The organism is Agrilactobacillus yilanensis (assembly GCF_003946725.1).
In the GTDB taxonomy this organism is placed as follows: domain Bacteria; phylum Bacillota; class Bacilli; order Lactobacillales; family Lactobacillaceae; genus Agrilactobacillus; species Agrilactobacillus yilanensis.
Genome location: NZ_RHOY01000002.1, coordinates 1 through 22184, shown reverse-complemented (window position 1 = coordinate 22184; position 22184 = coordinate 1). Strand labels below are relative to the sequence as shown.

Here is a 22184-nt window from a genome sequence, read left to right as displayed (position 1 = left end):
ACTCGAAATTTTCATTCATTTTATTTTTTCAAAATAGCCTTAAATAAGCGTTCTCATTATTAGTGTAGCACACCGTTTTTAGAATGGATAATAATTGTTCCTAAAAATTGCGTCTACTCTAAGTGCACTAAAAAACGCCCACTTAAATTAAGTAGGCGGCCCTTTTTTTGTTGCTATAACATTGTTTTAAGCTGTGGTTCAGTGAAGTCATCCATAACATATTGCACATTAGGCAGCTGCCGTAGCGCTGCTTGATTGCCCTCAGTGCTCACTGCAATAATTTGTTTTGCTTTTGCATTATTAGCCGCTTGAATACCTGAAGTCGAATCCTCAAATATAGTAATTTCAGAAATTGGCACTTCAATTAAAGTGCTCGCTTTTAAATAAGGCGCTGGATTAGGTTTACTTTGCAAAGTTCCGTCATCAAAAACGACTTTCTTTTCATCAAACCAACGGCCTAATTCAAAAACATCAAAATAAAAAGCCATATTTTCACCATTAGCCGCAGTGGCAATCGTTCGTGGCACTTCATTGGCAACTAACCAGTCGAAATAAGCTTCAGCACCCTTAATCAAATGCAAGCTGGCTTGATCAGCCAAACAAAGTTCACGATAAATACGTTCTTTTTCTAAAGCAAAAGCTTCAATTTGTGTTTCGGTTAAATCACTACCAAAAAAATATTCCAAAATCAAACTATTGTTACGACCGTGGACATGATCCGCATAATCCGGCGAAGAGAGTTCATGACCTGTATGCTTTTTAGCAAAAACTTGCCAAGCCGCTTCATGTTTGTCTGAATCTCTAAATAATGTCCCATTAAAATCAAAAATAACCCCCGTCATTCAATCGCCCCTTTTAAATACTTAAGTTTATCATATTCCACCCAATTGACCAGCCTTATTCTAGATATTTATCCGACTTAAGACTGAAATTAAGCCATGTTGATTGACGAAAGCTAATCTCTTTTTATATGCTTTATAAGCACCATCAATTTTATACCGTTACATAATCACTAAAAAACGGCCGCCATAACGAGCCGTCCAGCCATTTAAAAATGGTAAATGATATTTAGTTTCTGCTGTATTGTATGCACTTCTTGAAACGTTAATGATGGCAAAATCTGCATGACTGTCATCCCAAAAGAATTCCGTGCTGTTAAATAATTCAGCTGGTTTAAAACCTCTTGATGCTCTGCTGATCGTGACTGACAGATTTCGATGATCCCATCAACTCTAGGATTAATAAAAATATCCTCGCTCAAATAAATTACACTAGCATTCAAAATAACACACCCCATCATAAACGTACGTTCGTATTTCTATCCGCCAATCTAGGATACCAAGGATCAATTTTAAATGCAAGTTTTATCTTTCGCTGGCACGATAATTAACTGCCGTTTGCTGATCAGTACCTTGACCAATCACTTCAGCTTTTTTTAACAATTGATAAATCCCGTTTAAATGCATTACCAATGCCTGATGATCCTCAGGTTCTAATTTATTTAACCATTGTTGGATCGTCTCAATACTTAATTGAATATGTTTTTGAACAAGGGCATCCCCCGCTTGTGTCTGCTGAACATTGACAATCCGTCGATTGGCTTCATTATGGTGTCGTTTAATAAAACCATCCTGTTCCAAATTGCCAATCATTCGACTTAACTGTGCCCTAGAAATACCCACATTTGTCGCTAATTCTGACATCGTGATATTAGGGGTCGTATAAACGGTCATCAAGATTAAGGCGTTTAGGCCGGAAACACCTAGCTCATCTTGTTTTAACCCTCGATGCATCATCTGAGCGACGGTGACAAAAACTTCACTGAATAACACGTCGTCATTACTCACAATTATAAACAACCTCTCTATCTAATAATGTCCACATTATAAACTATAATGTACAAAAATAAAATATTGACTTTTGTTAACTATTTATTATAATAAATATTCATAAATAAAAAAGGTGGGTACCATAATTATGTTAGAACTGAAACATATCAAAAAGTACTATACCGTTGGTGACAATGTTACAAAAGCATTGGATGACGTATCCGTTGCTTTTCGCAAACAAGAATTTGTCGCAATCCTCGGCCCCAGTGGCTCAGGTAAAACAACGATGCTTAATGTCCTTGGGGGCTTGGATCAATATGATTCTGGCGACTTAGTCATCAATGGTAAGTCCACAAAAGGCTTTAAGGCGGCTGACTGGGATGCTTATCGCAATAATTCCATCGGCTTTATCTTCCAAAGCTACAACTTAATCAGTCATTTAAGCATTATTGATAATGTTGAAATGGGTATGACATTAAGTGGTGTCCCTGCTGGTGAAAAAAGTAAACGGGCAAAAGATGCCTTAGTTCGTGTGGGCTTAGGGCCGCATATGAATAAAAAAATCAATCAGCTTTCCGGGGGTCAAATGCAACGGGTGGCCATTGCCCGGGCGATTGCTAACGATCCAGAAATCCTTTTAGCCGATGAACCAACGGGTGCTTTAGATACGGTTACGAGTAATGAAATCATGCAGCTGATTCAAGATCTTTCTAAAGAACGGCTTGTTATTATGGTAACCCATAACCCGGAATTGGCCCATCAATATGCCGATCGGACCATTGAATTTTCTGATGGTCAAATTCTAGAAGATTCTAAGCCATATACCGATGAAGTCAGTTCTAACGATTTTAAATTAAAACATACTAAAATGCGGTTTTGGACGGCTTTAAAGCTCTCCTTTAACAATATTCGAACTAAAAAAGGCCGTACCTTCTTGACAATGTTTGCCTCCAGTATTGGTATCATTGGTATTGCCATTGTTCTAGCCTTATCCAGCGGTTTTCAAATTCAAATTGACAAAACTCAGCGAGAGACCCTGTCCCAATTTCCAATTAGCATTAGTCGAACGGGTACGGATCAAACCGCCGCACAAAGCAGCCAGCAATCCGACAAAGTCTCCAAGTCCGATAAAATTACCGCTAAAACCAGTGCTGCCGAAAAAGCACAGCACACTAATAAAATTACCCAAGATTATGTGAATTACTTAGATAAAATTGACAGTTCTTTAACAAAAAATATCAGTAAAACTTACGCCACTGGCTTGAATTTGATCCGAGAAGTCAACGGTACTTATAAACCGATCCAGTTCTCCTCAGCTTCCGGCAACGGGATGGATAGTTCAGCTATGTTAGCCGCTTCTGGTATTGGCGGTTCCGTTTATCCAATTGACCGTAATGGCAATCAAACTTTCTTAAAAACAAACTACAAACTGTTATCCGGTGCTTATCCAAATAGTGCCACTGATATTGTTTTAATTGTGAATCGGGATAATACTGTGAACATCAATGCCCTTAAAAACTTAGGCTTTAAAGTAAAAGAAGGCCAAAAATACGATTACAATAAATTATTAGGCACTACGATCAAAGTTGTCGCTAATAATGACTATTATCAAAGTTTACCCACCGGCAATTTTGTGCCTAATACGGACTACACAAAAATGGCAAACGCCAGTGATACTAAAACTTTAAAAATTACCGGTATCCTACGGGTTAAATCTAAAAATAGCGATGGCCTATTATCCAGTGGCATTGCTTATAGCGATCAGCTGACCAAATTGGTTGTTGACCAAAACGAAAAATCTGATATTGTCAGTGCTCAAAAGAAGAGCGATACGAATGTTTTAACCAGCCAAACGGTTAATGCCGCTACAAAATCAACCTTAATCTCTTATCTTGGTGGTTCTTCTATTCCAAGTAATATTCAGATTTATCCAACTAATTTCAAAGATAAAGACAAGATCCTAACCTACTTGGACAAATATAACAAAGGCAAAACTAAAGCTAATAAGATCGTTTATACCGACTTAGCCGGGAATGTTTCTAGCTTAACCGGTGGCTTGATGGATGCAATCACTTATGTCTTAATTGCCTTTGCTGGTATCTCCTTAGTCACCAGTATGATTATGATTGCCATCATCACTTATACTTCTGTACTAGAACGGACCAAAGAAATTGGTGTCCTAAAAGCCTTAGGGGCTCGTAAACGGGATATTACCCGCGTATTCGATGCCGAAACAACCATTTTAGGCGTTGGTTCCGGCGTCTTAGGTATTTTAATCGCTTGGCTGCTCACCTTCCCAATCAATGCCATTCTTAAGAGCATGACGGACTTGAGTAATGTGGCTCAGTTAAATCCAACACATGCGCTCATTTTAATCATTGTGAGTACGGTCTTGACCGTCTTAGGTGGTCACATTCCAGCACGTATGGCTGCGAAGAAAGATGCTGCAATTGCTTTAAGATCTGAATAATCGATCCTTTCATTTCTAAATTAAAAGGCCCAGCTTCGGAAATTTAATTTCCAAAAGCTAGGCTTTTTTTGTCGTCTATTCTGCTTTAAAAATAGTCAATTCTTTAAATAACTGTTGTAACTTTGCGGCACTCCACGGTAAATATTCAGCGATGGTTAAGCCAACAACGTCATTTTCTGCCAAAAGTTGTTTTAACAGTTTAAAAGCCTTTGTCGGTGCTAACTTACCAGCTACTGCCCCGTAATCGGTGACACCGGGTTCTGTGAAATACAGCCCTTCAAATAATTCAGGAGATAGCACGTCTAAGTCAAAATGGATAGCTAATTTCTTAAAGTGATGCTGCGCCACCCAAGCTTGAATTTCTTCAGCGTTGACGGCTGCATTATCCTGTAGTGTGTAAGTCAGCTGCAGTTCTTGTAAAATTGCAACTTCGTCTTCAGTAGGCTGTTGCAGCCCAACATACAAAATATCAGCAGCGTTAAAAGGTTGTGTGACGGTCGTTGCCAATTCAGGATCCCCTGCACCTAGTAAATTGCCTAAAACCATCGCATGTTCATGGTTAAAAATTTGGGGCGTTGAAATATCCGGATGGGCATCCAGCCAAATAACGCCTAAATCATCCCCATATTGCCCATGTAAATAATCAAATGGCGCTTGGGACACTAAACAATTCCCGCCAAAGGTAATAATGCGATCAGGTTGTTCTTCACGCAATATCTTTTGTGCTGCTAAAGCATTGGCTTTAACGGTACTTTGCGCTACAACGCCGTTTTCAGACGTTAGCGCAGCGATTGCTGTGGGCTTTGCCACTGGGACTGTAATTTCTTTTTGCTGGTTATTTTTCGGTGCCAACCAGGCTAATAGTTGACTGCCTAAATAATACTCTGGCTTTGCACCGGCTTGCCAATCTGGATAGAGTAAACGGATCGTTTTTGTCATCTGTAAAAACCTCCAATGATATTGTGTACTGACTGGGTTACTTTTATAATAAACCCTATAGTTACTATAGGGTCAAATACATATCGGAGGTTTTTTATGACTGCTAAAAATTACTATACCATTGGTGAATTGGCAAAGCTGACGGGTTTATCCATTCAAACTTTACGGTATTATGATCGGATTGCACTTTTTAAGCCAGCCTATGTCGATCCGCATAACCAATATCGTTACTATCGTGTGGATCAGCTTTTTTACTTGCATATCATTAAATATTTACGTTTTCTAGAAGTCAACGTAGCGGATATTCGCCAAATTTTAACTTGTACCCCTGCAGAAATTAATGCTTTTTTAGCCACTCAATCAACAGTCATTGCCCAAAAAATTAACAAGTTAGAACAAATTCAGGCCACCATTGTCCAACATCGCCAACAGCTTCATTTACAAACCGCTTTAAATCAGCAACCTTTTGGTGTAGTTTATCGCCGTGAAGTGCCGACTCAAACTGCCTTGTTATTGGACTGTGATACGGTCATTACCCCTTTAGTTCAACCGGATAGGACCTTTAATTTACTTTATCAAGAATTAACGGCCAATGACTTGGCTGCAGAAATGCAATACAGCTGCCTTTATCCTTTACAGGCCTATCCGCAACTGCAAGACATCCACTATACCCAAATCTACACACCAATTATGGCCACTGACTTACAGTTAACCAAAACCTATACCGCAACTTTCCCGCAACATCAAGCCCTTTGCATCGCCTTTAAATGGGCTCACGAAACTTATTTGGCGCAATATCAAAAACTTTGGCAGGCTAGCCAGCAATACCCGATTGCCTCGGGTGCTAAAGTTCATGAAATTTCGTTGCCTAATCATTATGGTGCTGCTAAAGCAGATTTTATTACAGAATTACGTATCGCTTTAGCTTAAAATTAATGAGATTCGGTCATACCTTGTGTCATATAAGCTGCCGCCTTAGTAATAATTGCTTCCGGAATTTTCATCCGTCGAGCAATCCATAAAGCATTGCTGTCCCCGGCCTGCCCAATTAATAATTGGTACTTAGGCTGCAATGTTTGATTATCAAATTGCATCGCTGCATTGATAAAGCCGGGATGTGTTTCAGAGAAACGTTTTATTTCACCATAATGGGTCGTCGCTACCGTTGTGCAGCCTTTTTGGTAAAAAGCTTCTAGCAAAGCAATCGCCAACGCCGCCCCTTCGTTAGGTTCTGTGCCGCTGCCAATCTCATCAAATAGCAGCAACGTCTTTGACTGGGCTGTTTGTAAAATTTGCGATAAGTTTTGCATATGCGCTGAAAATGTACTTAATGCATTTTCTAAACTTTGATTATCTCCAAGGTCCACAAAAATTTGTTCAAAAATAGCAATTTCTGTTCCAGCGGCTGCGGCAATATGCAAACCGGCCATTGTCGCTAAAGTTACCAGACCGACTGTTTTTAAGACAATTGTTTTTCCGCCAGCATTTGGTCCAGTAATCATTAAACTTCGATAAGTCTGACCAATTTCAAATTTCAAGGGTACCACCGTTCCGGTTAATAAGGGATGTCGGCAGTCAACCAAACGAATCTGGCCTTGCGTATTTAACTTAGGGGCAATCCCGTCAATCGCTTGGCTATATTTGGCTTTGGCGAAAATTAGATCGTATTGCCCAATCAATTGCACATTTACAGTCATTGGCGCGATTTTTTCAGCGACTAAGCCAGATAGTGTTGCTAATATTTGATATTCAATCGCCGATTCTGTCGCTTTTAAGTCAATTAAGACATCGCTTAATTTCTGAATACTGCTGGGACTCATAAAAGCGGTTTGTCCTTTTGAAGATAACGCAATCACTTCACCAGCGACTTGGTGTTTATAGCTGGCTTTAATAGGAATCGTATAATGATCATGCTTTAGCGTTATCACAAATTCTTGAATATAATTGCGCTGCTGCTTACTGGCTAAAAATTGCCGCAACCGTTCTTTGATTTTTTGAGTCGTCGCCTTGATCTGCTGTCGAGTTTGCTGTAATGCTTTACTGGCATCGTCTTCAATCCGTTTATTTTTAATCACCCGTTCAATTTCAGTTTCTATCGTTCTAAATGGCTGTAGGTCAGCAGCGTAATCCGCTAAAATAGGCGCGATATACTGTTGTGCCATCATAAAATTTTGAATAATCCGGACATCCTTTAAAAATATTGAGATTTTAGTAAGTTCCTCAGGTTTTAAAATGTAGCCATCTGTTAACATTTCTACAATGGCGGCAACATCTGTCGCTATTAAAGCTGGTACTTTTTGAGGTGTTGTCAGAATCGCTTTAGCATTAGAGGTCTCATCTAATCGCCTTTGAACTGTGACTGGGTCTGTTGCCGGTAATAACTGCTCTAAATACTGTTGCCCCAATTTGCTCATACAATAAGGTTTCACTTTAGCAATTAATTCGGGGTATTGTAATTTTTCAAATGTTTTTTGATTCAATTTTTTCTCCTTCAGTGGACACGTCCACAAAGCAGAAATCTAGCCCGTTGATTTTAATGATTTTTAGGTACACAAAAAAGCCGTGATAACCACCGGCTTTTACAATGTTTTCAGATCGGGTCTGAACTTTGTAAAGTGGGTAGATTTCTTAACAAGTGACGCTAATGGAACACTAAATAAACAGCGTTATCAGCGCTGAATACGTGCAGAATTAGCTAACAAAACAACTTATTTAGAAATTACCGGACTCAAAAAGTTCACCCTTTCCATCTATAATTTAGTCTCCATTAAAATCAAATTTACTGTCGTCATTATACACAATACATATTTTTAAATCAAATATGGCAAATCACTGGCTGCTGTAGGATAGGCCATGATCAGCTGTAAAAGACTTTGATGATCTAATTTTTGTGTTATGGCCAAGGTCAAATAATTGATCAAAGTATCTGCTTCATAGCTCAGTACACTGGCGCCCACTAATAAATCTTGTTTGTCAAAAATTAACGTTGCTTTAGCGATAGAATCATTCGTCCGATGATAGCTAAACCATTGGGTCAAATCTTGTGTTTTAAGCTTATATTTATCTGGCTGCTGCGCTGCTTCAACAGTGGTTACCCCAACGGCAGCAAGTTTTGGACTGCCATATACAACGGTGGGGATTGGTGGATAGCTGATGGCCGCCGTTGTTGTCCCTGTTAATTGCTGCACGACATAGCGAGCTTCAAACCCTGCAACAGGCGTTAATTTGGGCTGTTTTTTAGCCACCACATCCCCAATCGCATAAACATGAGGATTAGCGGTTTGTAACTGTGCGTTCACTTGAATGCCATGACCATCACTAACTACATTGGCAGCTGCTAGATCCAACCCTTCCAAGTTCGGAATTCGACCCGTCGCTGCAAAAATTAAATCTGCTGGTAATTCTAAATTATTCGCCTGTAGCGTATAGCGATTTTGTTTTTGAACAATTTCTTTTGTAGCCACATTAAAGTGAAAAATAATGCCTTTTTGTTGCAGTTCAGTAATAAAATCTGCCACTAAATCCGCATCAAAGGCTTTTAACGGCCGCTCGTTATGGTGAATCACATGAACTTTTGTACCTGTGGCATTGGCAATTGACGCTAATTCAAAAGCAATATAGCCGCCACCAATGATCGCAATTTCTTCAGGCATTTGTTTTAAACTTAAAAAGTCACTACTTGTCAAAAGATGGTCCTTACCTGGAACATCTAACAATTTAGGTCGTTGTCCCGTCGCAATAATAAAATCATCGGCAGTAATCACCGCTTGGTTTACCTGAATCTGGTCGGCCGCAATAAATCTAGGTGTGCCTTCAATCGTTTGGATTTCTGCCTTTACTAAACCTTGGCGGCTATTTTCAGAAACTTGTGTCGTAAAGGTTTCTTTGAAAGCTTGGAGTTCAACCCAGTTAACTAACGGCGCTGTTTTAAAGCCTTTACCATGTAACTGCGCCACTTTATCCCGGGCCTCAACACCACTGAGTAAGACTTTTTTAGGATCACAGCCTCGATTTGGACAAGTACCGCCCCAGAGATCATTTTCAATAACAGCCACATTTTTACCAGCTGCTTTCAAGCCATAAGCTGCAGCTAAACCAGCTGGTCCAGCGCCAATGATAACAACATCATATTTTTCCATAACGAGTCCTCCATTAATGTTTTCAGAATATCATAAGTTCATTATAAACTTAATTATCAACTTCCTCTAACTAAAGTCAGACATTGTTTGTCTAAATTAAGTCCCTGCTTTCAAATAAGTTAAAATCACTTACTAAAAGTTACTAAAATGCTTTGACATTTTATAAAACTTCTTTCATACTAACGATAATTACTTGTTTTAAGAAGGGAATTATGCAAATCATGAAATATGACTTTACATCAATTATGGATCGCCAAGGTAAAGACGCTATCGCTGTCGATAGTTTAGGTAAAATACCCGGGATGGCCCCAGGTAAACCTAAAGCTGGTTTTGACATCATCCCGATGTGGGTGGCAGATATGAATTTCCCCACGGTCCCCACAGTACCTGAAGCCATTATTAACCGCGCCAAACATCCCGCATATGGCTATTTTTCACCGTATCAAGACTACACCGACAGTATTATTAACTGGCAGCAAACCCGTAATCAAGTTACTGGCTTAGCAGCGGAACATATCGGTTACGCAAACGGGGTCTTAGGCGGCGTTATCAGCGCCTTAAATGTCCTCTGTTCTAAAGGCGACAAAGTCTTATTGCACGCCCCAACTTATGTGGGCTTCACCCATGCTTTGACCGATAATGGTTACGATATTGTGCATAGTCCCTTACGTTTAGACGAAAATAATGTTTGGCGGATGGATTTTGAAGATATGGAAGCCAAGCTAAAAACTGAAAATATCCACGCCACTGTTTTTTGTTCCCCACATAATCCTACCGGCCGCGTTTGGGAAAAATGGGAAATCGAAAAAGCCATGGCCTTATTCAAGAAATATGACGTCTATGTAATTTCTGATGAAATTTGGTCAGACCTTATTTTAAGCGGTCATCAACACATCCCTACCCAATCTGTTTCTGAAGACGCCAAAATGCGGACAGTTGCCCTTTATGCGCCTAGTAAAACGTTTAATCTCGCCGGTTTAGTAGGCAGCTATCATATTATTTATAATAAATGGCTGCGGGATCGCGTTACTAAAGAAGGCAGCTTATCCCACTATAACGCTATGAACGTCTTGTCCATGCATGCCTTACTAGGCGCTTATCGTCCAGAAGGCGCTGAATGGGTCGATGAATTGCGGGAAGTTTTAACTAAAAATGTGGATTTTGCTTTAGATTACATTCATCAACACTTCAATGGCATCCAAGTTTCTCGTCCTGAAGGTACTTACATGTTGTTTTTAGACTGCACGGAATGGTGTCAAACTACCAATCATACTATTGATGAATTGTTGACGCTAGGTTCTGATGTCGGTGTGGGCTGGCAAGACGGCCGAGCTTTTCAAGGACCATGTCACATTCGAATGAATCTCGCATTGCCTTTATCTCGAGTTCAGGAAGCTTTTAAACGTCTAGATAAATACGTATTTAACGCTAAATAATCAGTCACAAAAAAACCACTGTCAAGATTGGCAGTGGTTTTTTTATAACTTAATTATGGACAGGTGCGCTTTGTTTCTCATGATCTTCATCCAACATTTCTGAAACGGTCTCAGTTGTATGTTGCCGCCACCAAGAAGACAACACTGAACCGGAGATATTATGCCAGATAGAAAAAAGTGTCGATGGAATTGCCGCAGCTGGCACAAAATACTTCATCGCTAAAGTTGCACCCAAACTTGAATCTTGCATCCCGACTTCAAAAGTGATTGCCTTGCGCTGTGGTTGTTTCAGTCGAATTAAGTGGCTGAATAGATAACCTAAACCATAACCACTTAAGTTATGCAAGATAACAACTGGGATGACCAAAGCTGTTTGTGCTGTAAATAAATCATCATGGTTCGCCGCAAAAACCGCCCCAATGATGGCTAAAATAGCAACTTGTGATACTAACGGCAGTACTTGATTAACCTTTGCTGTCTGTTTGCTGAACAACGTATGAACGACTACCCCTAAAATGATTGGCACAACTACAATTCTCAAAGTACTCAAAAATAGCTGTGTGGTTGGGATTGCCACATATTGCCCTGCATAAACTTTCAGCATTAATGGCAACATGATAGGTGCCAATAAAGTGGACAAGGCTTCAATAGATACATCTAACGCCACATCCCCCTTAGCTAAGTAAGCCATCACACTAGATGATGTTCCACTAGGACAAGAACCTACTAGAATTACACCTACTGCAGTTGGCCCCGTCAAATGGAATAACAAACATAATAACCAAGCAACTGTTGGCATAATCAAATAATGGGCGACGGTACCTAAAATAACTGGAACGGGCTGCTTTAAAATTCTAGCAAAATCCTCTTTGCTTAATGTCAGCCCCATCCCAAACAAGATAATCCCTAGTAAATAAGAAGTATTGGGGGCAATCCACAAACTCGTCTGTGGTAAAAAATAATTTACTGCGGCCCATAAGATAACCAGCAGCGTAAACCACTTGCTCATCCAATTACCGATTTTTGAAACTGTTGTCATTTTGCTCACCTCAAAAGTTTATTACATTACTTTCCCTTAATTTAAAATTTATTTAAACAATTCATCGGCACCTTTCATTACACCGCCCGTATTAGCAGAAGTAACTAAGGCTTGATAGCGTGCTAGATAGCCCGTTTTAACTTTTGGCTCGAATTTTTTCAGGTGCTTACGTCGTTGCGCCAATACGTCATCAGAAAGATTAACGTTTAATGTCCGAGCTTTCATATCAATCGTGATTTCATCGCCGTTTTCAATCAATGCGATATTACCGCCATCTGCGGCTTCTGGAGAAACATGTCCTACGGCAATCCCCCGCGTTGCCCCGGAGAAACGACCATCGGTAATCAAACCAACTTCTCGGCCTAAGCCTCGACCGACAATACTTGACGTGGGATTTAGCATTTCTGGCATACCAGGTCCACCTTTAGGCCCTTCATACCGAATAACCACAACATGCCCCGGTTGAACTTCACCACTGTCAATCCCTTGAACCGCAGCATCATGGGAATCATAGCAAATTGCTTTGCCGGTAAACTTACGAATATCTTTGTCTACCCCACCAACTTTGATAACAGAACCATCTTTAGCAATATTTCCTGATAAAATAGCTAAGCCGCCTTCTGTTGAATAAGGATTGCTTAATGGATGAATGACTTCTGGATTTTTTGTTTCACAGCCAGCCACATTTTCAGCTAAGGTTTTACCCGTGACCGTTAACCGATCACCGTGTAAAATACCCCCCTTTTGCATTAATTCGTTCAGAATAACCGGGATCCCCCCAGCAGCATGAACATCTTGCATTGTCCAATGAGAAGATGGGGCAATTTTTGCTAAATAAGGGACTTTTTTAGAAATTTCATTAATGTCTTCTTGGGAATAATTGATACCCGCTTCATGGGCAATCGCTAAACCATGTAATACCGTATTCGTAGAGCCGCCCATTGCCATATCTAAAGCATAAGCATCATCAAAGGCTTCTTTAGTCATCAAATCTCTTGGTCGAATATCTTTTTTGACCATTTCCATAACTTGCCGAGCTGCTTGACGAACTAATTCCCGCCGTTCTTCAGATTCAGCTAATGCGGTGCCGTTGTATGGCAAAGCAACACCTAATGCTTCCATCAAGGAATTCATTGAGTTTGCTGTAAACATCCCGGCACAGGCCCCACAGCTTGGACAAGCATTTTGTTCATATTTCAACAAATCTTCTTGGCTCAATTTGCCGCTCTTATAAGCGCCTACAGCTTCAAACATACTAGATAACGTTGTCGCATTACCTTGAGGATCAACCCCAGCACGCATTGGACCACCAGAAACAAAAACAGAAGGTACATTGGTCCGAGCCGCTGCCATTAACATCCCGGGTGTGATCTTGTCACAGTTTGGCATGAATAATACCCCATCAAACCAATGGGCATTGATCACGGTCTCTGCAGAGTCTGCAATAATTTCTCGACTTGGCAAGGAATAACGCATCCCCACGTGGCCCATAGCAATCCCATCATCAACGCCAATTGTGTTGAATTCAAAAGGAATGCCCCCAGCAGCCTTAATTGCTTCTTTAGCCACATCTGCTAATTCTCGTAAATGTACATGGCCGGGAACAATTTCAATATATGAATTACAAATTGCAATAAACGGCTTTTTCATGTCGTCTTCATTGTGGACCCGACCGGTTGCATAAAGTAAACTTCTGCCTGGGGCTTGATCGACCCCTACTTTAATTTTGTCACTACGTTTTTTAATATCTTTCCCAGAAATTGAGAAGCCTAAGGTATCTGCCATTGTAATCCATCCTTTTTTAGTTAGTATTATGTGTCGGTAATGCTTAGAACATTATGTCTGCAATCATGCCTAAATTATGTGATTTTCGCCTCCTAGATTAGAAAATTATGAGTTTTTTATGAAAAATTATAAGCAAAAAAGCCAAGAACTGTTTTATGCAACAGCTCTTGGCTTTTTTGACCAACGCTGCCCGCTTTTTGCGCGGGCAATTACAAACTAGCCCGCGCTACCTAATGACGAGACGGACCACTAAAATTTGTAATAATGTATCAGCGTTAGTTTTAGTCATGATTGATGAACTCCTTCGTTAAATTAATAAACTCAATTTCTAATGTTGTTATCATTATATTATAAAATTTCGATTTGTAAACACTAATTACATTAAAAATAAATTAAAAGTTTGATTTCCTATTTATAAACCGTTTTCAAAAACAGGGTTATTTACCGCTAAATCAAGTCTTAGGCGATTTTAAACTAATCTAAAAAAATATTTAAAAATCTTAGTTTAAAAATGAGTATCTCCTTGATTTTCATCACCAAATACAATCTACTAACTGTCGGCCAACAGTTTATTTTGTAGTTAAACCACCGCATCATCCATTGCGCAATAACCTAATTTACAAAGTAATACACTTGGATCCGTAAATAAGCTATCAGGATAGTCTTATAGCGAATACCAGTTACTTAGTATGATCTGAAAAATTGTATATTTTAGGAATCTGATCGCAAAAAGTGAGGCTTTTATTTTAAGAGCCAATACCTTTTACGCTCATGATGACAGATCTTATAACGTATTAAATGCTACGATACCAAGCTCTGCAATTTACGGTAGTCACTGTCACATAAAATTAGTCGTACATTTATGGCATTCTCTCAAAAATATTCTGACATCAGTAAGTTAGAACAACGCTTATTTTTAGTTTACTTAAATTTTTAAACACCGTTGCATCTCTTTTTAATCCATTTTGACTTAATTTGAAACACTTTGCGTTCTTCAGCGCACCTAACTAGGCCTAAAGAATCGTTCTAGCACATTTTCCAGTTGGCACGGACATTGCTTGTTATTAAAGTGTACACTTCAAAATTTTTTATAGGATGGTGATTACTGTGTTTGACTTAATTATTATCGGTGCCGGTCCTGGGGGTTATGTTTCAGCGGTCAAAGCCGCAAAACTCGGTTTAAAAGTCGCAGTTGTTGAAAAAAACCAGCTAGGCGGCACCTGTTTGAATGTTGGCTGCATCCCATCAAAAACCTATTTACAGCATAGCCATTGGCTGCAGTCTGCGACAACCGCTGCAGAATTTGGCATTCAATTAAAAGTTGAAAAAATTGATTTTGAAAAATTAGTTGACCATAAAAATCAAGTTGTCACCCAATTGCAAAGCGGGGTGCAGTTCTTGTTTAAAAAATATCATGTCACTTTAATTACGGGTACGGCTCAAGTTTTATCCGCAACCCAAGTTAAAGTTCAAGATAAAGTTTACCAAACAAAAAACGTTCTATTAACCACTGGTAGTGCGCCATTTGTGCCACCGATCAAAAACTTAGACCAAGTCGCTTATTTAACCACCGATACTTTCTTTAATTTAAAAGCGCTGCCAAAACGGCTAGTAATTATTGGTGGTGGTGTGATCGCCGTTGAGTTGGCCTTTGCGATGGCGCCTTTAGGGGTCGATGTAACGTTACTAGAAGTCGCTCCAGATATTTTATTAACTGAAGATCTAGAAGCACGGGCTTTGATGAAACAACGGCTGCAGCAGTTAAAAATTAACACGCATATCAAAGTTCAAATCGAACAAGTTACCTCTGATGCCGTGGTACTGACTGACGGGACCCAGTATCCCTTTGATCAGCTGCTGGTCGCCACTGGTCGCCGGGCAGATTTGACTTTAGCCAAAGCTTTAAATTTGAAACTTGATGAACGCCAGCGCTTTATCCAAGTAGATGCCCACTACCAAACAAGTGTCCCTCATATCTATGCTGCCGGCGATGCGATCGGCGGTTTAATGCTGGCCCATGTTGCTAGCGCCGAAGCAATTAAAGCGGTGCTGGCTATTGCTGGGCAGCCGCAACAACCGGTGGATGATAATCTAGTCCCCCGCTGCCTGTACACCACACCCGAAGTTGCTAGTTTTGGCTTAACCGCTGAAGCTGCCGAAAACCAAGGTTACTCGGTGAAAGTTGTCAAACTGCCGTTAACCGGTAACGGTCGGGCCTTAGCTTCCGTTAATACGACGGGATTCGTCAAACTCATCAGCGAGACAAAATATCATCAAATTTTAGGGGCCGTTATTGTGAGCGATGGGGCTACTGAAATGATTCACACATTGCTCAGTTTATGTACTGCGGAAGGGACCCTTGACGAACTAATGCAGACAATTTTTGCCCATCCGACTTTTTCAGAACTTATCCATGATGCTGCGGAAAACAGCTTAACCTAACTCAAATTTAAGGAGTGTTGAAAAATGAAAGCATTAACAAATGAAACGGCTAAAGCAGCTTATCAAAAAATGAACACTATCCGTGATTTTGAAGAACATGTCCGCAAAATTTTCGCGGCTGGTGTTATTCCAGGTTTCGTTCATCTTTATGCCGGTGAAGAAGCCATAGCTGTTGCTGCTTGTGCCCATCTAAATCAACAAGATTATATTACCAGCACGCATCGGGGCCATGGCCACTGTATTGCTAAAGGCTGTGATGTCAATGGCATGATGGCTGAAATTTACGGTAAGACTACTGGTTTATGCAAAGGTAAAGGCGGTTCCATGCATATTGCCGATTTGGATCAAGGTATGCTAGGCGCTAACGGAATGGTCGGCGGTGGTTTTCCAATTGCTATCGGTGCGGCGTTAAGACAACAATATTTAAAAACAGATCGGGTCGTTATTTGCTTTTTCGGGGATGGTGCTGCTAATGAAGGTGCCTTCCACGAAAGCCTTAATATGGCGGCCATCTGGAAGTTACCGGTGGTTTTTGTCAACGAAAACAACGGTTTCGGGGAAGCAACCCCACCAAAATATGCTTCTGCTTCTAAAACCTTTGCCAGTCGGGCAGCCGCTTATGATATGCCTGGCGAAAAAGTGGACGGTAAAGATTTCATGGCGGTTTACAACGCTGTCGGCCAAGCGGTAGACCGTGCCCGCGCCGGTGAAGGTCCATCGTTAATCGAATGTCAAACTTATCGCACTTACGGTCACTTTGAAGGTGATGAACAGACTTACAAATTTGACTCTCCTGAAGAAATTGCTTTCGCTAAACGTGATGATATTCAAGAGTTTCGGGCTTATGCCTTAAAAGCCAATCTCTTCACCGAAGCAGAAGCAACTGCCGTTGAAGATCAAGCAATGGCTGCTGTCCAAGCAGCTGTTCAGTTCGCTGAAGACAGTCCACTGCCAGACGCCCAAGCACTCTACGAAGATGTTTATGCTGATTAAAGCTTAAAAAGAAGGAAGGTTAACGCTATGTCAAGAAAGAGTAATATCACATTTATGCAAGTGATTAATGAAGCGCTGGATCAAGCGATGGCTAAAGATGATCGTGTCTTCTTAATGGGTGAAGATCTTGCTGGCGGTGCAACTGTTAAACATTTGGCTGAGGCCAATCAAGATGCTTGGGGCGGTGTTTTTGGTGTCACCAAGGGCCTAATGCCTAAGTACGGCCGCCAACGGGTTATTGATACCCCTATCTCCGAAATGAGCTACATGGGTGCTGCTGTAGGTGCCGCCGTCACTGGTTTACGCCCAGTTCCAGAATTAATGTTTAATGATTTTATCGGCTATTGTCTGGATACTATTTTAGCCCAAGGTTCCAAGATGCGGTATATGTTTGGTGGCAAGGCCAGTATGCCGTTAACCGTTCGTACCACTCATGGTGCTGGTGCCAATGCGGCAGCTCAGCATTCCGGCAGTTATTATGGCCTATTAGGTGCCATTCCTGGTGTCAAAGTCGTCGTGCCAACAACGCCTTATGATGCTAAAGGCCTATTACTAGCGGCCATTGAAGATAATAATATTGTCGTCTTTTCCGAAGACAAAACTTTATATGGTGTCAAAGGACCCGTTCCTGAAGAATACTACACTGTCCCTATTGGCAAAGCGCAAATTAAACGGGCAGGTACGGATTTGACGATTGTGGCCATTGGCAAAATGGTTTTTGTCGCCCAAGCCGTGGCAGATCAGCTGGCTAAAGAAGGCGTTGAAGCAGAAGTTATTGATTTAGTAACCGTTGCGCCATGGGATCAAGCCACCGTCTTACAATCCGTTCAAAAAACCGGACGTTTAATTATTATTGATGAAGCCCAGCCTCACAATAATACGGCTACTGATATTGCTGCTGTTGTTGCGGATCAAGCCTTTGACTATTTAGACGGCCCCGTTAAACGCATTACTGCGCCTAACACACCGGTGCCATTTGCGACCAACTTGGAGCAGCTCTACTTACCAAGTGCCCAAAGTGTATTAACGGAAGCCCAAGAAATTATCACAGATTTGAAACCGATCAAGGCTTAGGAGGGATCAATAATGGCTACTGAAATTTTAATACCCAAATTGGGCCTCACAATGACAGAAGGCACTGTAGATGTTTGGGACAAAGCCGTCGGTGATCAAGTAGCCAGCGGCGAACTCCTCTGCACGATTAGTTCCGAAAAACTCACCTATGATGTGGAAGCCCCAGCTGCCGGTTATTTACTCAAAATCTGTGTTGCTGAAGGCGAAGATGCACCGGTCAAAGCACCAATCGGTTTTATAGGTGCTGAAAATGAAGCCATCCCCGAAACAACGGCCGCAACCACTGAAGCTGCCCCGCCGGCAACAGCTGCGCCAGCGCCAGAACAAACTATTGCCCAAAGCCAATCAGAAGCTGCTGTTGCAGCAACCTCACGGATTTTGATAACACCGTTGGCTAGAAAAATTGCGGCAGACCATCAGTTAGATTACGCTCAGCTCAAAGGAACTGGTGGGAATCAACGAATTACGAAGCGGGACATTTTAGCGGCGCTTGCACAAAAAGACCTTGCGCCAGCCGAGACACCAGCTGCCGCACCAGCAGCAGGTTTAAGCGGGATGCGCCAGCAGATTGCCCGACATATGCTGACTAGCCTGCAGACCACTGCGCAATTAACGTTACAACGTAAGGTAGATTTAACCGCATTACTGGCCTTTAAAGCGGATTTAAAAGCTAAAATTACCCCACCACCAGCTGACGGGCAGCTGAGTTTGACCACCTTATTAGCCCGTGCTGTTTGCTTGGCTTTACAGGCCACCCCTGAGATGAATGCTAATTATCAAGACGGACAATATACAAAAATCGCCGATGTTAATCTAGGTATTGCTGTCGGTTTAGACAATGGCCTAATTGTACCGGTAATTCAAAAAGCGCAAACAATGACCCTCACCCAGTTAGGCCAACAGCTAAAAGCTAAGATTGCAGCCGCTCAAAATGGCACCTTAACCGCTGCTGATTACCATGGCGGCACATTTACTATAACCAATCTAGGCCATGAAAATATCGAATATTTCACGCCGGTTTTAAACACACCGGAAATTGGTATTCTCGGTGTTGGTGCATTAGCCCAAACTTTGAAACTCTCTGAGAACAATGACGTTGTCGCCGCTTCTGAACTTCCCTTGAGTTTCACCTTTGACCATCAAATCATTGACGGTCAACAAGCAGCTCAATTTTTAGATAGAATTGCTGTTAATTTGCAAAACCCTTATCAACTTATCCTATAATATTTTATTTTGTTTCAACTAAATCATTTGCCTAATATTGCTACAAATAAGCCTGTAAATATTTAATTTTACAGACTTATTTTTTATATTCAACTTAATTCTCAATTTTATTATTCAATTAATATAATTTAAAGTTCTTTTAATTGAATTTTAATGACATAAATTTTAAAATAAGCCATATCCTTTAAATTCGATGCTTCGCATAACGAAAGAAGGCCGCTTATGGATCATGCTTTAATTCAAACTTTAACGCAAAAGCAAAAATTATCACTGACCCCGCAGCTTCAAACTGCGTTAAAAATACTCCAAGCAAACAATACAGCTTTAGTACAACTATTAAACAATGCTGCTTTAGAAAACCCTTTTTTAACAGTTCATAGTCCCGCAATCCCCATGAGTAATATCGTTAAACCTGACTTTAATTACCCAGATAGGTCAACTTTTAGTTTGGAAACAACATTACGGAATCAAATCAGTTTTATGCCGGATAATAGTCAAAAACAGCTTTTAATCCAGCTAATTTATCAACTAGACGATCATGGCTACTTACCTGATTCCCTCGAATCTTTAAGCCAGCGGTTGTCCGTTTCTAAAACAGCTTTAATAAAAGCGATCGCTCAGTTACAAACTTTAGATCCGGCCGGTATTGGCGCCAGGTCTTTAGCGGAGTGCTTATCCTTACAACTTCAACGCCGGTCTGATACACAATTAGCCCAAGCAATGTTAGCTTTAGATCCATCAATTCTCCAGCAACACGACTGGTCCAGCGCAGCTAGACTGCTCAATGTTTCAATATCAAAAATTCAAATGGCCTTTGCCCAATTGCAGCAACTTTCGCCTAATCCTGTTGCTGTTTTTGATCAAGATACACCCTTTAATCAGCCTTATCTTTTTCCAGAGCTACAAGTCCATTGTCGACAACAGCAGCCAATCGTTACCTTAATCGATCAAGATTTTCCTGAATTAAAATTTGATCAACGCTATTTCCAAACCCTACAGTCCCAAACCTTTCAAGATCAAACTGTCACACAGTATTTAAAAAAACAGCTACAAGATTATCAATGGTTGGTCCAATCATTGGCTCGACGCAAAACAACTTTATTACAAGTGGCACAAATTATCGTTCAATATCAAAGTGCCTTTTTTACAAATTGCCAGCATCCCCTGCAAAACTTAACGCTCAAAACTATTGCCGCCGAAAGTGCCCACAGCGAATCAACCATTAGCCGCACAATTCAAGGTAAGACTATCTTAACGGACGAAGGCATACGCCCATTACGTTCATTTCTCAAAAATAGCCCGCAATATTCTGATCACACTGTTACCCAAGTTAAAACCTTAATCCAAGCGCTAATTTTACAAGAAGACAGGCAAAAACCACTGAGTGATCAAAGTATTGCCGACTTACTGCAAACTAAACAAATTCAAATTGCCCGGCGAACCGTGACTAAATATCGGCTGCAATTAGCCATCGCTTCTGCCCAGCAGCGCAAATTAAGGAGATAAGCTTATGATGCATCCAACAAGTACCCCCATTCCAAATCCGAATACTTTAAATTTTATTCACTTTGGTGTACCTTCCCAAAGTCCACGATATCAAAATTTTTTGGAAAAGGTGCGGTTGGCTGCCTTCAGTACGATCCCGGTGCATATTTATGGTGAAACTGGTAGCGGTAAAGAAATTATTGCCAAAACATTACATGCCAATAGTCCTTACAAAGATGGTCCATTAGTTAGTGTAAATTGTGGCGCTTTAAGCGATGATCTATTACAAAGCGAATTATTTGGTTACGCTGGTGGGGCTTTCACTGGCGCCAGTCCGAAAGGTTTTAATGGCAAAATTCGCCAAGCCAATCAAGGCACCTTATTTTTAGATGAGGTCAACAGTATGTCCAGTAAGCTGCAATCTGCGTTACTACGGGTATTAGAAGACAATTGGGTCATGCCCATCGGTAGCGACAAACGTCAAAATGTTAATTTTAGACTCATTACTGCCAGCAATCAGCCCTTACCACAACTCGTTGAACAAGGCCGATTTCGCTTAGATTTATTTTATCGGATTTATGTCTGTGTTTTGTCTGTGCCACCTTTACGAGAACGTTTAGAAGATTTACAACCGCTTGTTACGCGTTTTTGCACAACAAAGCATTGGCAAATAGATTGGGAAGCAGCGCTTTTGACGGTTGCTAAAACCCATCCTTGGCCAGGTAATATTCGCGAATTCGAAAATTTTTTAGAGCGGCTATACTTGTATTATCGGCAAACAACGCCTACGATATCTCAAATAACAGCACTATTAGATCAGATGATTTTTCCTACAGATCTAACAGCAACACCTCAAACTGCAGCCAATTCTTATTTAGAAAACTCCGAAAAAAAGCACCTTATTGAGGTGTTAATCAAAAATAACTATCGTTTAATGGCCACTGCGGATGCCTTGGGGATTTCTCGATCCACGTTGTATCGTAAACTTAAGAAATATCAGTTGACAACAAAATAAACCAGTATGCACTCAAGAATTATTTTTGAGTGCATACTGGTTTATGTGGTTTTATTTAGGTTGGTTTTTTGAAACGCGCTCACCAACACTGATTTCTACATATAACTACGCCTTGTTGTCAGTCGCCAGCGACTGTCCGCCAAGTCTAGGTTATATTGCGAAATCACCCGTGTTGGTTTGCGCTCTGGGCTTGAAACGCGCTCACTGGAGCAAAGCTCTCACATAACTACGTCTTACTCACAAGCCAAGACCGGGCTTATGTCGTAAGTCTAGGTTATGCTTGAGGCTTTCCCGCTCCAGTTCGCGCTCTGGCT

Annotated in this window: 17 protein-coding genes; 9 read left to right on the top strand and 8 right to left on the bottom strand. The window is 40.8% G+C overall.

What is annotated here, in order from left to right; translation table 11 throughout:
- Nucleotides 1-173: 173 nt before the first annotated feature.
- From EKM93_RS01560 to EKM93_RS01550, 3 genes are all read right to left on the bottom strand, one after another.
- Nucleotides 174-842 (bottom strand): HAD family hydrolase, encoded by a 669-nt coding sequence (locus tag EKM93_RS01560; RefSeq protein WP_125712381.1) that lies wholly within the window; start codon nt 840-842, stop codon nt 174-176.
- A 206-nt stretch (nt 843-1048) separates the two neighbouring features.
- Complete coding sequence (locus EKM93_RS01555; RefSeq protein ID WP_125712379.1) at nt 1049-1282, bottom strand: hypothetical protein; 234 nt, start codon at nt 1280-1282, stop codon at nt 1049-1051.
- 82 nt (nt 1283-1364) lie between these two features.
- On the bottom strand, nt 1365-1847 hold the full coding sequence (locus EKM93_RS01550; protein ID WP_125712378.1) for a MarR family winged helix-turn-helix transcriptional regulator: 483 nt from the start codon (nt 1845-1847) through the stop codon (nt 1365-1367).
- A 130-nt stretch (nt 1848-1977) separates the two neighbouring features.
- Between EKM93_RS01550 and EKM93_RS01545 the strand changes: the two genes are divergently transcribed.
- Complete coding sequence (locus EKM93_RS01545) at nt 1978-4299, top strand: ABC transporter ATP-binding protein/permease (protein ID WP_125712376.1); 2322 nt, start codon at nt 1978-1980, stop codon at nt 4297-4299.
- Nucleotides 4300-4374: 75 nt separating this feature from the next.
- On the opposite strand, the gene EKM93_RS01540 is transcribed toward EKM93_RS01545, so the two are convergent.
- Nucleotides 4375-5238: an arginase family protein gene (locus EKM93_RS01540; protein WP_125712374.1), complete on the bottom strand. Its 864-nt coding sequence runs from the start codon at nt 5236-5238 to the stop codon at nt 4375-4377.
- Between the two features lie 96 nt (nt 5239-5334).
- Between EKM93_RS01540 and EKM93_RS01535 the strand changes: the two genes are divergently transcribed.
- Entirely contained in the window at nt 5335-6168 is an 834-nt protein-coding gene (locus EKM93_RS01535) for a MerR family transcriptional regulator (protein ID WP_164506959.1), read from the top strand.
- A gap of 2 nt (nt 6169-6170) precedes the next feature.
- Here EKM93_RS01535 and EKM93_RS01530 read toward each other — a convergent pair whose 3' ends face one another.
- Both EKM93_RS01530 and EKM93_RS01525 read right to left on the bottom strand, forming a co-directional pair.
- On the bottom strand, nt 6171-7718 hold the full coding sequence (locus EKM93_RS01530; protein ID WP_125712370.1) for an endonuclease MutS2: 1548 nt from the start codon (nt 7716-7718) through the stop codon (nt 6171-6173).
- 330 nt (nt 7719-8048) lie between these two features.
- Entirely contained in the window at nt 8049-9377 is a 1329-nt protein-coding gene (locus EKM93_RS01525) for a dihydrolipoyl dehydrogenase family protein (protein ID WP_125712368.1), read from the bottom strand.
- Between the two features lie 212 nt (nt 9378-9589).
- On the opposite strand from EKM93_RS01525, the gene EKM93_RS01520 reads away from it, so the two are divergent.
- Nucleotides 9590-10813, top strand: coding sequence for a MalY/PatB family protein (locus EKM93_RS01520; RefSeq protein ID WP_225423600.1), 1224 nt, complete (start codon nt 9590-9592; stop codon nt 10811-10813).
- 49 nt (nt 10814-10862) lie between these two features.
- Here the strand turns inward: EKM93_RS01520 and EKM93_RS01515 are convergent, their stop codons facing one another.
- Nucleotides 10863-11852 carry a bile acid:sodium symporter family protein gene (locus tag EKM93_RS01515; protein ID WP_125712366.1) on the bottom strand — a complete coding sequence of 330 codons (990 nt, stop codon included), beginning with the start codon at nt 11850-11852 and terminating at the stop codon, nt 10863-10865.
- Between the two features lie 48 nt (nt 11853-11900).
- Entirely contained in the window at nt 11901-13637 is a 1737-nt protein-coding gene (ilvD, locus tag EKM93_RS01510) for a dihydroxy-acid dehydratase (RefSeq protein ID WP_125712365.1), read from the bottom strand.
- A 1101-nt stretch (nt 13638-14738) separates the two neighbouring features.
- Between ilvD and lpdA the strand changes: the two genes are divergently transcribed.
- The 6 genes from lpdA to EKM93_RS01480 all read left to right on the top strand — a co-directional run bounded on the left by lpdA (nt 14739) and on the right by EKM93_RS01480 (nt 21870).
- Nucleotides 14739-16079, top strand: coding sequence for a dihydrolipoyl dehydrogenase (gene lpdA, locus EKM93_RS01505; RefSeq protein ID WP_125712857.1), 1341 nt, complete (start codon nt 14739-14741; stop codon nt 16077-16079).
- Nucleotides 16080-16103: 24 nt separating this feature from the next.
- Complete coding sequence (locus EKM93_RS01500; protein WP_125712363.1) at nt 16104-17072, top strand: thiamine pyrophosphate-dependent dehydrogenase E1 component subunit alpha; 969 nt, start codon at nt 16104-16106, stop codon at nt 17070-17072.
- 27 nt (nt 17073-17099) lie between these two features.
- Complete coding sequence (locus EKM93_RS01495; RefSeq protein ID WP_125712361.1) at nt 17100-18146, top strand: alpha-ketoacid dehydrogenase subunit beta; 1047 nt, start codon at nt 17100-17102, stop codon at nt 18144-18146.
- A 12-nt stretch (nt 18147-18158) separates the two neighbouring features.
- On the top strand, nt 18159-19370 hold the full coding sequence (locus EKM93_RS01490; protein ID WP_125712359.1) for a dihydrolipoamide acetyltransferase family protein: 1212 nt from the start codon (nt 18159-18161) through the stop codon (nt 19368-19370).
- A 222-nt stretch (nt 19371-19592) separates the two neighbouring features.
- Nucleotides 19593-20876 carry an RNA polymerase factor sigma-54 gene (rpoN, locus tag EKM93_RS01485; RefSeq protein WP_125712357.1) on the top strand — a complete coding sequence of 428 codons (1284 nt, stop codon included), beginning with the start codon at nt 19593-19595 and terminating at the stop codon, nt 20874-20876.
- Between the two features lie 4 nt (nt 20877-20880).
- A complete protein-coding gene (locus EKM93_RS01480; protein WP_125712355.1) occupies nt 20881-21870 on the top strand; it encodes a sigma 54-interacting transcriptional regulator in 990 nt (329 codons plus the stop codon).
- The last annotated feature ends 314 nt before the right edge of the window (nt 21871-22184 follow it).